Source organism: Cytophaga sp. FL35, assembly GCF_014349235.1.
Lineage (GTDB): Bacteria > Bacteroidota > Bacteroidia > Flavobacteriales > Flavobacteriaceae > Euzebyella.
The window spans coordinates 1-16,211 of sequence record NZ_JACSOH010000003.1 but is presented as its reverse complement, the minus strand read 5'-3'; the positions used below and the strand labels follow the sequence as shown (position 1 = coordinate 16,211).

At 37.8% G+C, this 16,211-nt stretch carries 8 protein-coding genes; 1 reads left to right on the top strand and 7 read right to left on the bottom strand.

Going from position 1 to position 16,211, the window contains the following annotated elements; all coding sequences use genetic code 11:
* Positions 1-3 precede the first annotated feature (3 nt).
* Entirely contained in the window at positions 4-993 is a 990-nt protein-coding gene (locus tag BIZ36_RS02530) for a polyprenyl synthetase family protein (protein WP_222937180.1), read from the top strand.
* Here the strand turns inward: BIZ36_RS02530 and BIZ36_RS02525 are convergent.
* From BIZ36_RS02525 to BIZ36_RS02495, 7 genes are all read right to left on the bottom strand, one after another.
* Complete coding sequence (locus tag BIZ36_RS02525) at positions 990-2,675, bottom strand: CRTAC1 family protein (protein ID WP_187456294.1); 1,686 nt, start codon at positions 2,673-2,675, stop codon at positions 990-992. The genes BIZ36_RS02530 and BIZ36_RS02525 overlap by 4 nt on opposite strands.
* Positions 2,660-3,997, bottom strand: coding sequence for a vanadium-dependent haloperoxidase (locus BIZ36_RS02520; RefSeq protein WP_286174524.1), 1,338 nt, complete (start codon positions 3,995-3,997; stop codon positions 2,660-2,662). Before BIZ36_RS02520 ends, BIZ36_RS02525 begins: the two co-directional genes overlap by 16 nt.
* Entirely contained in the window at positions 3,994-7,347 is a 3,354-nt protein-coding gene (locus BIZ36_RS02515) for a VCBS repeat-containing protein (RefSeq protein WP_187456293.1), read from the bottom strand. The genes BIZ36_RS02520 and BIZ36_RS02515 overlap by 4 nt, the downstream gene beginning before the upstream one ends.
* A gap of 66 nt (positions 7,348-7,413) precedes the next feature.
* Entirely contained in the window at positions 7,414-9,291 is a 1,878-nt protein-coding gene (locus BIZ36_RS02510) for a RagB/SusD family nutrient uptake outer membrane protein (protein WP_187456292.1), read from the bottom strand.
* Positions 9,292-9,300: 9 nt separating this feature from the next.
* Entirely contained in the window at positions 9,301-12,546 is a 3,246-nt protein-coding gene (locus BIZ36_RS02505; protein WP_187456291.1) for a SusC/RagA family TonB-linked outer membrane protein, read from the bottom strand.
* 121 nt (positions 12,547-12,667) lie between these two features.
* A complete protein-coding gene (locus BIZ36_RS02500; RefSeq protein WP_187456290.1) occupies positions 12,668-13,831 on the bottom strand; it encodes a lycopene cyclase family protein in 1,164 nt (387 codons plus the stop codon).
* Positions 13,832-13,884: 53 nt separating this feature from the next.
* Complete coding sequence (locus BIZ36_RS02495) at positions 13,885-16,158, bottom strand: TonB-dependent receptor (RefSeq protein WP_222937179.1); 2,274 nt, start codon at positions 16,156-16,158, stop codon at positions 13,885-13,887.
* Positions 16,159-16,211: the final 53 nt, after the last annotated feature.

The window sequence follows — 16,211 nt, the reverse complement described above, 5'->3', positions numbered from 1 at the left end:
TTGATGAAAATCGACCTTATGCATTCCATCGACTATTATAGAGAAGAATTTCTTGCTTATTTAAATAGTAAAATTGAAACCAAGGAACCTAAAAATCTTTACGCTCCTATAACCTATATTTTGGGATTGGGGGGAAAACGGCTACGCCCAGTTCTTACTCTAATGTCTACGGAAATTTTTAATGGAAGTTATAAGGATGCCTTTAATGCTGCATTGGCCGTGGAGGTTTTTCATAACTTTTCCTTGGTTCATGATGATATTATGGATGCGGCTCCCTTAAGACGGGGAAAGGCTACCGTACATGAAAAGTGGGATATAAATACGGGTATTCTTTCCGGTGATGCCATGTTAATCAAGGCTTATCAATTATTTGAAAATTACCCTCCCCATGTTTTTAGGAGTTTGGCCGAGTTGTTTAGTGAAACTGCGCTTAAGGTGTGTGAGGGTCAGCAATATGATATCGATTTTGAATCCAGGGAAGACGTTACCATACCGGAATATTTGAAAATGATTGAATACAAGACGGCTGTTTTAATTGCAGCGGCTTTAAAAATGGGTGCTGTAGTCGCCAATGCTCCAGATGGGGAAAAAGATGCCATCTATTCTTTTGGTCTTAATTTGGGTCTCGCTTTTCAGTTACAGGATGATTATCTGGACGCTTTTGGAAACCCTGAAACATTTGGTAAACAGGTAGGGGGGGATATCATTGAAAATAAGAAGACCTTTTTATACCTAAAAGCTTTGGAAAGGGGTAGCGAAAAGGAGCGTAAGGAATTGATCGACCTCTATTCCATAGAACCAAAAAATCCAGCGGAAAAAATTAATACGATAAAGGAAATTTTTGTCAGAAGCGGTTCTTCTGAAAATACAAAGAAGGAGATTTTAAGATATTCCGAGAAGGCATTTCAAGTACTTGATTTCCTATCTATATCTGAGCAAAAGAAAGAACTATTAAGGTCTTTTGGCGAGAGCTTAATGATGAGGGAGGTTTAATCAGCTTTAGAAAGTTTTAGAAAATAAAGAGTTAAGGCTATTAAAGGAATTACAAATAGCCAATAAAAGGGGCTGTAGTTTGTACTTTTTTCTTCTGTTACAATAATCAATTGATTGCTGTCTATTTGAGTTATGACTTGTTTTTTACCTCCTAACCAGTGGATTCTTATTGTGTCAACTTTCATTGTTGATTTACCCAAACCAAAATGTGCAACAACAGAATTCTGGGATAAATGACTTGAACCCCCACCATCAATTTCACGAATCATTTTAAAATCACCTATTGACAACTCTACCCTCGAACCAATTCCATTTTTTTCGGCTTCGATACCATCTAGTTTAACCTTTAGCCAATTACCATTGTCACCATCATTTCTAAACAATCTAGTAAAAGAAGGAATAGGGTACTCAAGTATGGGGTTCTGATTAACTACCAATAAATCTAAATCCCCGTCATTTTCAATATCAAAAACCACAGACCCTCTTCCTATTCCATAATCGTCTGCACCCTTTTCAATGGATTTGTCTAAAAATTTTTTACCTTCATTTTCGAAGTAAAAATTACCCATAGGAGTACAGTTGGGATTAAGATCTCCATTAGTTACATATAAATCCAAGTCGCCGTCATTATCAAAATCAGCAAAATTGGCGCCCCAACTTATAGTAAACTTATGAGTCCCCAGTTCTTTTGCTTTATCAATAAATGGTAATTGAAAACCTTGATTGGTCATTAAAAGATTAAATTTTATGTTGGTAACATAATAGTCCAAGTTTCCATCATTATTATAATCACCTACAGCTGCTCCCATAGCATTAATCTTTAAATCCATTTCCTTTAGCTTACTTACATCCCTAAATTTTTTTTTCGGGTATAAGTTTTCGTAAAGGATATTGGGTGCAGCTTTGTAACCAAAATCATGGTTGACTAAAATATCCAAATCGGAATCGTTATCATAATCTGTAAGTACTGCGCCAAAACCGAATCCCTTATGTCCTAAATCATAATTTTCATAAGCATCGACAAACTTTTTCCCCCCTTTGTTTAATAAGAGGTAGCTTTTGGCTCTTTCATTTGAACTTACAATTGTGGCATCTTTTAATATTCCTAGTTTACCCTTGAATTCTTGAAAATAATTTCCAACATAGAGATCAGGATATCCATCTGCGTTGATGTCACCAAAACTAGGAGCAGTGCTAAAAGAGTTCAATTCATCTATTCCAAATTCTTTAGTGGCATTCCTAAATGTTTTGTCACCATTGTTCAAAAATAGGAGGTTGTGTGCTCTAGGTATAGGCGTATTGTTGTCATTGGAATTGATGGTTGTAATGAATAGGTCTCTATAACCATCTCTGTTAACGTCTGCACTAGCACATCCTTGAGTAACATAATTACTTGAAGAGTTCAGACCAGAGATTTCATATATGTTAGTAAAGGTTCCATCACCATTATTTAGATATAAATGATCTTTATTTGTGCCTCCGGTTATGAATAAGTCCTCATATCCGTCATTGTCGATATCAAAAGCAACAGCACCTCCACCAAATGTGCCATCGTAAACTTTGAATACATGATTTATTCCTGCAGAATTTGTTATATCGGTAAATTGATTTTGAGAATGGAGATTTTGCACATAGTTAATGGAAAGTGCAATTAAAAATAAGTGTATTAATTTTTTGTCCATTTCAACGTTAAAACATTGTTTGCTATTTTTTTACCTTCTTGTAGACCAACCTCATTATCTTGACGGGTATGAATACCTCCATAAAATCTGGAATCGGCTGTTTCTATAGCGGCTTCCCAAAATGAGTTGAATTCTCTAGATACAAAATCAGTATCACGAACATCATCTCTTGGACGCCCTTCATGTGCTCTATCAATAAAATTAAAATTCTTTCCAAAATTTTCCTCGAGAATGGTAGCAGCAGCTGAAGCTTGAATTGCGTGACCTGATGGAAACGCCGGAAAAGGAGGGTCTGGCCAAAAGGATTCCCATTCCTCGTCTATAAATTTTGGAATAAAAGTATTGGCTCTTTCGGAAAAGAAGTGATATTTCCATTGCCAACAGTTCGTAAAGGCATCAGCTACGGCAATTCCAGTTTGTGCATAGACCAAAACAACTTTTATTAAATCTGGTTGTTCTTTTTCCAAAGCCAGAGTGGCAATATAGAATGAATGGCCCGGAGGGGTGAATGTAACGTCTGGATCATCTCCCCACCAGATGGCAGCTTCTTTTTCTTTTTTGGTAAGAACTTTATCCTTTTCGTAAACCTCTAGAAACTGACGGTAGTACTCAGATTCCGGTAATGTGTCATATGCAATAAAATTTGGAAATGGGAGAGAATCATTTTTTTCTACAAACCGTCTGTTTTTACCCCAATGCGGATGTAGGGGATAGTGGCTAAATGATTGTGCAAACAAAGGTGGTTTCCACGAACCGGGTTTATTGGGAAAAATTATTTCCTTATCGAAATTTTTAAGATAACCTCTATGACCTCCATCGGTCTTGGACCATTCAAAAATTTTTTGGGCAATGGTTTGACCGTATTCCGTAGATTCTTCTATAGATTTCATGTTTAGGTTCTTTGAATAGAAATTGAAGAGAACAGTCTCTAAAGAATCGATTTTCGCCTTGTTTGCATCAGACGTTTGTAAATATATATTCTTTAAAAGTTCAGCTTGACCTGCGTTTAATACGAGATTCCAATTTACAGAATCACTTGGAGGCAGAGGTAAGTAGTCCAAACCATTCAGTTGTCCAGCCATTGAGTTATAACTTTGACTACTATGGACTACGGATTCATACATAGTTAGACCAATATATGCAAAAGCCCTTGAAGCAAATGTTGGTGAGTTTGAAGGGGTGTTCTTAGTTATGTAAAGGGCCATTTTTGCCCATTCAATACCAATATTAGTAGTAGGTTGCTGTACTTTGTTTTCACGTCTACATGATATGAAGAAGACCATAGAGATAGTTGTTATGGCTAGTATATTCTTAAACATCATTTTATTTTAATTTTACTCATCGAGTATGTCTCAATAGGACTGCCGTAAATACCTAGAAATAATCTATTATTAATAATAAGTGAACTGTTTACTTGACCTTTTATGTTAAATCCAGATTTATTTTGGTCAATTGTAGTGAATCTGCCTTCATCATTACCTAATAAGAGTAGGCCGTAATTTGCGTCTGATCTTCCAAGTCTTAATTTATAGAAATAGTTGTTGCCAAACAAAGCCATGTCCAAATTGCCATCTTGGTCAAAATCGTTCACTTGAAGGGTATTGATTGGTGCAAACTGAACCTCAGGAGGTAAGTTGGCCTCATGAAGTTTTCCATCATTATTGCTTAGAAATAAGGAAGTTTTGGTTGTGTTTATGAATAATTTCTTGGCCTCGCTTAGTTCATTTTGAGTTAGAACATTTTCCAAAATGGCAGTTGAATAGCTCTTATAATCGTTAAAAATAGATTTTTTGTTAGGAAGTTGCCCCAAAAGTTCGTCTCGCGTAATGAATGGATATAAGGTGTCGTTTATATAAAAATTGAGAAGAGGATCCACTGATCCATTATTATCAAAATCCCCAAAAACTAATGAAGCTGGTTGCTTCACCGACGCTGAAAGTTGAGTGTTAGTTCCTAAATTTCCGGCAATAATATCCGGCAGGCCATCTTTGTTGAAGTCACCTATTTCTATAGTGTTCCAAAGACCAGAGTATTCATGGTCAAAGAACTTTAAGGTGCTGTTTTTCCATTTACTTCCTTCTTGCTCATAAATTGTTATTGGCATCCATTCACCAACAACAATTATTTCATCGACGTTATCGCCATTAATATCTAGAGGTACTATTTTTTTAGTTATCCCGATATTCTCAAAAGTATGGTCAAAAACATTTTTGCCTATGGAAAAGATTCCTTTTCCATCATTGATTAAACAATAGCTAATGGATGAAATTGGAAATTTTCCTGGTCTTACTGCTCCGCCAATGACCATGTCTAAATATCCATCCTTATTTAAATCAATAGTACTAATGGCTCCTGTGGCTAGCTGCATCTCTGGAATTGAATTATGACTTATTGTAAAGTCCCCTTTACCGTTTCCGAAATATAACCGATCCTGAAGGTTTTTATCCTTTTCGGCGTAATCATGATAACCTCCGCTAGCCACATATAAATCCAAATTACCATCGCCATTTGCATCAAAAATGTTTACGGCTTCGTCATGAGTAATTTTGTCAATTTCAAAATCTAAAACTTTCTTGGTTTTAAAAAGGCCATTTTTTGATTGCAAAAATATTTGAGCGGCTTGACCTTTTGGTCCGCCAACGAAAATATCCTGCATACCGTCTTTGTTGAAATCTCCGCTTGCCATACATGGACCTGAATGCGAAATCTGAGATATTAATAAGGATTGCCTTTTAAAATCATTTACTAGGCTCGCTAAGTGATGGTATGATAGGATCTCATTTTCAGAAGAGAAGTACTTTCTATTGGTTAGTATGTTTTTTTGTAAAATGGTATTTGTTACGTTGGAAGCATTTAATAGTAATTCTTGATTCGCCCGTATATCGAATAATGTCTGTTGGCCGCTGTTTCCCCATATTATCTTTAAGGAATCCACAGAAGTACTTTTACCTAATCCAAAATGCAGCGTTGGTGAAACGCTTGATAAATAGCCTTTGTTCGGTATTTGAAAGAGTGTTTGTTTTTGGCCAGAGTGGAATATGGTAACTTTTGAACCAATACCATGTGTGTTCTTTTTTTCTCCCTTAAGCTTTATTTTAAGATAGTTATTTTCTTTAGATAGATTTTCAAATATGAATGCAGGCTTATTTATGTTATTGACTACTAGGTCCAAGTCCCCGTCATTATCTAAATCAACGTAGGAAGCGCCGTTGCTGTTGGCACTGATATCGACTCCATTTTGTTCCGTAGTATTTTCAAAATCTAAATGGCCAGTGTTCGTGAAAAGATAATTTTTAAGATTAGATGATGGCATTTTACCTATCAGTTCCAACACGTTCTCTCTTTTTAAACGTCCCTTGTTTTGAACATAGTCCTCCATATAATTAATAAAGTCAAGGTTGGTATAGTCACGAAAATAGCCATTAGTAACATATAAGTCTTTATGGCCATCATTATTGTAATCAAAAAAAAGTGGTGCCCAGCTCCAGTCCGTATTTGAAATTCCTAATTGCTGTCCAATCTCACTAAAGGTTCCGTTTCCGTTATTTAATTGCAGCATATTTCGCATATATTGATAGTGAAAGCCACTTCTTAAATTCAAATCAAATTTCTCGTAATTATCAGGAGCTAAAAGAAGTTTTTGTCTTTTGTTGTCTTGTGGTAACATATCCAACGTGAAGATGTCTTGTAGGCCATCGTTATTGATGTCAGCAATGTCATTACCCATGGAAAAATGACTTGTATGTCCTAGGCTTGACTGTAATCTATTTGTAAAAGTCCCGTCTTGGTTATTTATATAAAGATAATCTGGAATGGTATAGTCGTTTGATACGTATATGTCTAGGAATCCATCATCGTTCAAATCACTAATACCTAAACCTAAACCGTAACTTAAGGCAGAGCCATTAATTCCCGATTTAACAGTGAAATCATAAAACTTGCCATCAACTTGTTTAAAAAGTCGTAATCCCTTCAAAGAATCATCCTGCTTTAAAAGTTCTTCAGTTTTCTTTTCATTTAAGATTGGAATAGATTTTGGGTTGTGGTTAAGTAAAAACATATCTAGGTCCCCATCTTGATCATAATCTAAAAAGTATCCTTGGTTGCTGAATGCAGGACTGTCAAGACCATAATCAGCGCCCATTTCTTTAAATAGGGGAAAGTTGTTCTTATCATTACCTTGATTGATAAATAATTGATTTTTTCTTTTTTCAGGAGGGAGAGCCCCGGAATAACATATGTATATATCAAGTTTACCGTCTCCATTTACATCTGCAGCTGATACGCCAGTTTTCCAAGGACTCTTTCGACCTTCTACTCCCGATTTTTTGGTAGCATCAGAAAACTGGAAGTCACCATTATTGATATAAAACTTGTTTTCACCCATATTAGAGGTGAAATATAGGTCTTGTAAACCATCACCATTAAAATCCCCTGTAGCAACACCCCCACCGTTATATAGATACTCATATACTAAAACATTCGCATTTAAACCTTCTTCTAAGTTATTTTGGAAATGGACGTTAGAAAAATTGGGGTCTACCAATTGAAAAAGTGGACCTTTACTATTATTTTTTACTGTAGCTAAATTGGAATCATTTTTTTTACAGCTAAAGGCAAGCAGGATTATAATGGTGAATGTTTTTAAGTATTTAAAATTGGGGTGACGCATATTGTATTGGTATAAACAATCTACCCGCCTTAAGGGCGGGTAGAGTAATCCTAAAAGTTCGTTTACTTAGTAACCTGGATTTTGGATGAGTTGTTCATTTCTATTGATTTCATCTCTTAAAATCGGCATAAAATACATTTTGTCGTTCCAGGTTCTTGTTTCGTTATCGGTATTTGGAACTACCGTATAGGAATAATCATAGACATCCTTATCGAACTTATAAGGCACGTGGGGAGAAGCTCCTGGTTTTAGTTCAGCTTCAACATTGATGACCCTAATTCCCTGTCCAATGGTTTCAGGGGCGATCATCCATCTTCTAGCATCATGGTAGCGATGCTCCTCATAGGCTAATTCAATTCTTCTTTCATTTCTATAAGCATCGACCAAATCTGTTCCAGTGGCCGTTATTTCTGGCATACCTACTCTAAATCTAATTTTGTTCATCCAATTTCGAGCAGCATCTTCATCACCGGTTTCAATTGCGGCCTCTACATAATTTAAAACCACTTCTGTGTATCTCAAAAAGGGCCAAGGGATAACTTGAGCACTTGATTGATTGTCCGCTATAGCAGGGTCAGGGTCAATAAATTTCCTTACATAATATCCGGTACGCGAACCATTCCAGTTTTCAATAGGAGAATCTCTAGTGTCAATACCTGGAATTTTTTCTCCTGAACCATTTGCATAACTACCGGTTTGTATTTGGTCATATGGATCCATTCCTGCTACATCACTAGGGCGAGGTTTCCAATCGGCACCATCGTAAAGGATGGTTGCTTTCAATCTTGGATCCCTATTGGAATAGGGGTCTGCTGCATGTTCCGGGTTGTCCCAATCAAAACTTGAGCCATCCATCATTTGGTAATCGTCAACAAGGTTTTGAATAGGGGTGTTGCCTGCCCAGTTGTGATAACCATTAGGTCCATTGTTAATTCCTTGGTGTATTCCCCCTAATGGCCAATTACTCTCTTGGGTGAAAAGAGGAGAATGGGTACGTTCAAAAAGTAACTCGGACCGGGCCGCAGCATCTCCCACCGCACTCCCACCTCCTAAGGCAATTGATATGTAGTTTTGAGTTCCTTCTTCTGCTGTTACCGGCTCGGTTAAATCAAGTTTGTAGCCAGAAGTTGTGTTTAAAACAGCTTCTGCCGCTTCCTTTGCGGCCATCCATCTAGCATCTCTATCTCCAGATGGATATGCTACTAAATCTATATTGGAATAGGAGCCATGTGCTGTGGAATTTGCTTGTGCTGTAGGGCCATCCCTCAAATCACTGGCTGCATAAAGTAAAACTCTAGATTTCAATGCCATTGCACTTAATTTAGAAGCACGGCCTGCGGTTTCTTGCTTTCCATCAAGCATGGTAATAGCATTTTCCAAATCAGCTAAAACAAAATCAACCAGTTCGGAATAGGTTGCTCGTGGGGCTGTGTAATCCTCGTTTAGGGCATATGGTCTCTCTATAATGGGAGCACCCCCATAATACCTCATCAATTGATGGTAGTAATAGGCTCTAAGAAAATGTGATTCCCCTGTTAATCGTTCCTTTAGCTCATCATTTTCAAAAGTTGAATTTGGCAGCTCTAGTAATGCGATATTTGCTTTTCTTACTGCTGAAAACAATTCATTCCATTGAGGAATTATTACTGTATTTCCTGTAGAAGCTGGTGAAAGTGTACCCTCATTAATTACATTTATATTTCTTCCAGAGTGGGTGAACATAGCCTCGTCCGTTAATGAAGCAAGACCTTCTTCTTCAAACCCACCATAGTTTAGGGAGGCATATACATTAAAAACGAATGCTTCGGATAAAGCTGGGTCTGACCATGTTGCATCAGCCGAAATTTTATCGAGCGGCTGGGTGTCTAAAAAATCTTCTTTGCAGGATATGGGTAGCATAGCGACCACCAGTAATCCTAAAATAAATATTCTTTCTTTTTTCATAACTTTTAATTAAAATGTTAAAGTAAATCCTGTGTTAAGCACAGACTGTTGGGGATAGAATTGTCCGCTGGTAACAGTAGATTCTGGATCATAAATATCTTGCTTGGCCCATGTGGCAATATTTAGACCGCTTACATAAACCCTAAATTTAGATAGCCCAAAAGGTTGAATCCAATCTGTTGGGAAGTTATAGGCAAGTTGCACGTTTTTAAGTCTTAGATAATCCTTATCAAATAAGTTGTATGTATTGTTTCCATAGGCACCACCGGAATAATAGGTATCCCCTCTACTTGCTAATCTTGGATGTTGACTACTAGGATTATCAATACTCCATCTATTGTCAAAACTATATTTTAAGAAGTTACCTATATCTCCAGATTCTGTTTGAATTGGAAGGGAAGCACCAGTCGCTCCTTGAAATAAAACAGATAAGTCCCAGTTTTTATAAGAAGCGTTAAGGGTAAGTCCAAAATTGAATTTTGGAAAAAGACTTTCGTCTTTTCTCACTTGATCCAAATCATTAATGATTCCATCACCGTTAATGTCCTTGAACTTCATATCTCCTGGTTCCAATGTTCCTTTCACGGCGCTATAATCTAAGGTTTCACTATCAATGTCCGCTTGGTCTATAAAAACGCCGTCAGACTCGTATACCAAAAATGAACCTATTGGTTTTCCTTCCATCTTCTGATATTCTGGAATACCTGGTATTTCATCCATGAAGACCACAGTGTTTTTGGCGTAACCTCCGTTTACTCCTATATCATACTTAATACCATCTTCTTTACCTCCGTAATAATTCAAGGCAAATTCAAATCCTTCATTATTTACCTTGCCTGCATTTACAGGAGGTAGTAATTCCGAAATTCCCGAAGAGCCTGGCGTGGAACCGGTTTGTTGAATTAGAATTTGATCTCTTTTGTTAAGGAAATACTCGAGGGTAAAGCTTAAACTTCCATTGATTACAATTCCATCTAAACCTACATTAAAGTTGTTTGCTCTCTCCCAGGTAAAGCTATCATTGGCTAATACTGTTTCTTCTAAGGTGTTAACTACGTTACCGTCTATAGGATATTGTCCAAATCCATAGGTTGATAAAAATGCATATTCCCTTAATTCACCTTGGTCAATAACGCCGTTGCCGTTTGAATCAAAAGCAACTTGGTCATTTCCCATCTGACCGTAAGACGAGCGTAATTTAAGATAATCTATACCCTTGACATTAAACCAATCTTCATTATTGATGTTCCATCCCACTAGTACGCCGGGAAAGAAACCGAAACGATCTCCTTCTGGAAATATGTAGGAACCGTCATATCTCCAAATGAACTCGGCTAGATATTTTTCCTTAAAGTTATATTGCGCTCGACCATAGTAACCTAGGCGTGTTCTATTAAAACCACTACCATCAGTGTTTTGTTGGTCTGTACCTCCAGCAAATAATTGGTCTACGGCTGGAGAAATGTAATTTCTTCTAAATGCTGAGAAAAACTCTCCTTGAAACGTTTCTTTAGTTACACCGGCTAAAAGATTAATTGTGTGATCCTCACCAAAGGTGCGATCATAATTTAAAAGCCCAGTTAGATTTACATTCAATCTGTTTGAACTAAATTGGGTCAATCTTGGATCGGTAAAATTAGACCTTATAGCACCTTCTAAAACAGGATTTCCAGTTGCTATGTAATTTTCTCGGTCCAAATAATACAAGGTCCATGGAGTTTCCCATCTTTTACGCCTTTCTTGACTTTGATCTACTCCTGTTAGCAATGTCATTTTAAGACCTTCAACCCAAGGGTTTTCGATATCTACGGAAGCAGTAAACTGTAGATAATCTGTAGGGCGCTTATCATATCCAGTCGCATTTGTGGTAACAACAACCGGTTGTTGGCCATTTTCTATATCAGGACCAGGTAGTCCATTTGGCCAGACAGCAGGTTCATTGGGCCTACCCCTCATTAACATTCTGAAAATGGCTCCAGCACCTTCCGTAGGAAAGGTCCTGTCTTCTTTACGATATGCAAAGCCTAATTTAGAATTTATGTAATCATTTACTTTAACATCCGTATTAATTCTAAAATTATATTGCTGATAGCGATTTGCGGAATTTTTATAAATGGCATCTTGATCGGTATATCCTATTGACGAATAATATTTAATTGCCTCACTACCTCCGCTAATTGATAAATTATGACGACTTTGCTCTGCAAAATCCTTAAACGTAGCTCCGAACCAGTCACTATCTGGATATAACCACGGGTCTGTCCCGTCCCTATGTCCGGCAACGGTAGTTGGACTAAATGCAGCATTGATGGTCTCGTCAGTTTCTGGAATCGTATAACTGCCCTGGTTTTGGATATCGTTCCAAGCCGCTCCCCATTGGTTAACAGGAATATTACTGTTAAATATAGAAAGCTCATTCATTATCGTCAAATATTCGTAGGCATTTGACATCTCAGGAACTTTTGTTGGTCTAGTGAGTCCAAAATCAGCCTTGTAGGTGACGGTCGGTTTTCCATTTCTACCTTGCTTTGTGGTAACAATTAGTGCACCGTTCGCAGCTCTTGCTCCATATATTGCTGCCGAAGCATCTTTTAAGACGGAAATATTTTCAATGTCATCAGGGTTAAGTCGGCCCACCCCACCATCTCTATCTGGTATACCATCAATAACTATTAGAGGCTGATTATTTCCCAAGGTGTTTTGACCTCGAATGTTAATACTGGATTCATCATTTCCAGGTTCTCCACTAGTTTGGATAATGACAACACCAGGAAGTCTTCCTGCCAAAGAGTTGGAAACACTTACTGCTGGGGAGCTCTCCAAAACAGCACCTTGAACAGCGGTAACCGCACCGGTTACAGTAGCTTTTTTCTGGGTTCCGTACCCTACTACAACTACCTCTTCAAGATTAGCAACATCTTCTTCCATTGCAATTGATAGGCTCGTCTGACCATTGACAGGTACAACCAACGGCTTAAAACCGATATAGGAAAGGCGCAAGCTTGTATTGGGGCTACTCAGAGTAATGGTAAAATTTCCATCAAAATCTGCTACAACACCTTTAGATGGGTCGTTGGCATCTAAAACGGAAACACCTGGAAGTGGCATGCCGTCTGAAGCGGATGTTACATTTCCATTGACAGTCAGTTCTTGTGCCTGTAGCAATGATGAAGTTAAAAATAAACAGATAAAGGAAAGGGCATATGTGTAATAATGCACGGTCCTCTTCCTTTTAAGAAAAAGTTGGTAGTTCATATAGTTGTTTCTTGAGTTAAATTGCTGTTAAAAATAGGTGATTTACAATTAACAAGGTAAAAAAATCCTAAAAATAACATTTACGAGTTGCTTTTTTTAAAAATTCAAATTCCTTACGGATTTATTTTTTATGTAGTATTCTAATCAATAAATTTTTGATAAAAAGCCATTTAGGACAGCTCCAAACAAAGTATAGCTCTTCTCTAAGGGAAGTGTTTTCGCCTAAAAAGTTAAAAAGCAATTGAGGACTTCTTTTTCTGAAAATAGAGGTGAAAATGGAATGGCCTTGCGAATTGTTTTTGGCTAAAACGTCAAGTAAAATCAAGTCGTAGTACCAGAAGCGGTTCTTGAATTCGAGGATATTTAAGGGCTTATTTGTTTTTAAGTGATGGATTAAAAAGGGTATCTTTCTAGCAGTGCTCATAAATGCATAGCCGGTGCTAGGTTTGGCCCAACCGCCCGCCGTGCCAATATGATAAATATGCCGACTGTTATTTTTTGAAAAAGGATAGCAGGTCATGGGGATGCTTCCAAATTCCGTTTCTACAATTTCAAAATTTTTGATTTGCAGATTTTCTGAGATGTATGTTGTTAGAGCAGCTTTGTATTCGGCTTTTGGTAGCAAATCTTTACTGAAAAGAGTATATTCCACCAAAGCCTCATTGTCCGAAAAAGGGAGCACGTACATAAATCGGGTATTTCCTTTTTGGGGAACGGAAAAATCCATAAAAGTAGCCTTATTTTTATCAAATACCGATTGGTCCGTTTTAATTTTCCAACCTAGAAAATGTTGTTGTAGTACAGGGTATTTTGTTTGGTGGTTCGCCATATCATAGGAGAACATACTATTGAAAACCTTTTTGCTACTGTAAGTTTGATTTTGTGTCGTTATAAGGGCAAATTCATTTTTATCTTCAATAGAAAGTACTTCTTCTATCTTGAAATGTATATTGCTTTTAGTGGATATATAGTTCAGCGCATCTTCATAAAAATCAAGCCCTTTGACCATTTTATAGGTGAAGGGGGCAATGTCGTAATCTTTTGAAAAGCCTTTTGCTGCAAACTGGATATGTTTCCAGTCTTTGCTGACCAGATGGTCAAAAGAACCTTTACCTTTTTCCCAAAAACACCAGGTACGGTCATTCGTGGTTTTAGAGTCCTTATCTAACAATAGGATGCTTGACCTATCAAAAAAGGAATCAAGGCTCATGGCCTTGGCCAACATAAGTCCCGCTGCCCCAGCTCCAATAATAATATAATCGTAGTGAATGGTTTGGTTTGACATTTAAGCTCCTAGAAAGTAGTCTAAAAGTACATATATATTTAAAATGTTTTTGTTCAATCCAGTCTATATCGTAATCCAAAAAAAGCCCTGATGCCTTGGTTGGGTCCATAAACATAAGAGGGGTCGAAGGTTAGGGCGTTCGGGTTGTTTGCAGTGGCAACTACATCGCCGTTGTTATCAAAGGTAACATCTCTGTCAAAAGGATCATTGGCTCGTGCAATTAAAAAGGGGTTGCCTCTATTGGGTGTCCAATCCAATAGGTTTTTTACACCTCCATAGAGTTCAAAGTTTTCAATTCCTTTGTAGGTGAATTGTATGTTTTGTATGCTCCAAGTGGGGCTGTATTCCGGTCTTGGGTCTTGTTCGCCTAGTAGTGGAAGTCGCATGGGTCCGTAAAGATTTCCCGTATAATCAATGGATAGATGAATGGGCCTAATATCGTAGGATAAGCCCCAGGTGCCCGTAAATCTTTCGGTCAGGATTTGCCTTTGTTTGATGTCGTCCTCCGTTTGGCTAACATCTTGCAAGGTAGCGCCGGCCACTATTTTAAAACTGCTCGGGAAAACAACATCTAAATTGACGCTCAAACCTTGAGAAACCGATTTGCCATCTAAATTGTCATAAATAATTTTATTAGGGTCGGAGTCGTAATCTGGTAAAATGGCGTTACTAAATGATGTGTAGAATACAGAGGCATCCAACCCTATAAATGTACCGTTATCACTATAGATCTTTTTGAGATAGTTCAGATTGAAATTGATGGATTGTTCAGGATTCAGTTCTTCGGTAACCACCACTTCACGTGCTCCTGTTAAAGCGGCATGCTCTTCAGTAAACAGATTGACCACTCTAAAACCGGTGCCAGTATTAAATCTTAGAATATCATTTTCATTCAATTTCCAGCGATAGGCCATTCTGGGAGTGAATATGTTACCGTGCCTTTTATCATAATCATAGCGCATGCCCAGCAAAAGGGAATGCTTTGGTGCCAATTGCATTTCATCTTGTACAAAAATACTGGGGATTACAACTTCATCTTTTTCTACAGTCGCGGCCGTATTATCATCGTAGTAATTATATCTAGCGGCCGCCCCAAATAATAAATCGTGGGATTTTACTTTTTTGTCCCATGTCAACTGAGCAAAACCTATGCGTTGGTCGGCAATGTAAGGGGTGTCTCCATAAACGGAATTTTGCTTATGGTCGTTATAGGAAAAGGAAAGCAATATTTTCTCGGCAAGTGGTAATTGATACTTTCCTAAAATTTCCCATCGGCTTGTGTAAATACTTTCGCCATAAATTTCGTCTCCACCCCTAAATTCTGGTGTCCACTGCAATTCGCCACCCCATCGGTCTTCATAGAAATATCTTCCCGCAAGTGAAAAGATGCGGGATTTATCTCTTTTAAAATTCCATTTTTGAAATACCGAAATTCTATCTTGAAGCGTTAGATCAGTAAAGTTGTCATTGTTGTTATCGATTAGCTCATCGTATTTAAAATAGTTCACGCCCAATAGGACATCTGTTTTTTTACCAGTCGGAATTTTAGCTCCCACGTCTAAATTGAACTCTCCCCAACTGGTGGTAAAAGCATCAGCAGAAAAGTCGGGCGCGTCCAAGCTATTTTTAGTAATAATATTGATAAGTCCGCCAACAGCTTCGCTCCCGTAGAGGCTAGAAGCAGGTCCTTTTACTACCTCGATCTGTTCAATGAGGGAGTTGGGAATTCCTGATAGGCCATAAACCGTTCCTAGACCACTAACAATGGGCATTCCGTCTATAAGAACCAAAGTATAGGGCCCTTCCAATCCGTTAATATGTATATCACCTGTGTTGCACACGTTACAGTTGATTTGCGGGCGAACCCCGTTGACATTTTGCAGGGCCTCAAAAATACTTGCAGTAGGGTTCTTTTTCAAGAAGGTGGGACTGTAGACTTCCACCGGTACCGGACTTTCCGATCGGCTGACCGCTTTTAAGGTGCCGGTAACCACGGTTTCTTCCAGTTGTTCCGATGATTCTTGCAGAAGTATATTCAGATTCTTCGTTTTTTCCGATTGTATTTTAATGCTGCTGGAATAAGGCTGGTAGCCCAACACTTTTACCAATAGGGTGTAGTTTCCTTCGGGAATGTCTGGGATGAGAAAATTTCCATTTTCATCGGAAGCCGTTCCAAAATCCGTTCCTCGTAAAAAAACATTTGCATAAGCCACCGGAAAATTTTCATCAGTTATGGTGCCCCGCAGTTCTCCATTTTGAGCATGAAGACCCAAACTGACTAACAGGGCAAAATAGCATATGGTTAGATGTAATTTTTGTGTGAGCAAAATTAATATTTAAATAGGTTTAAAATTAAATTTAGACAAAACTAAAAATTTGT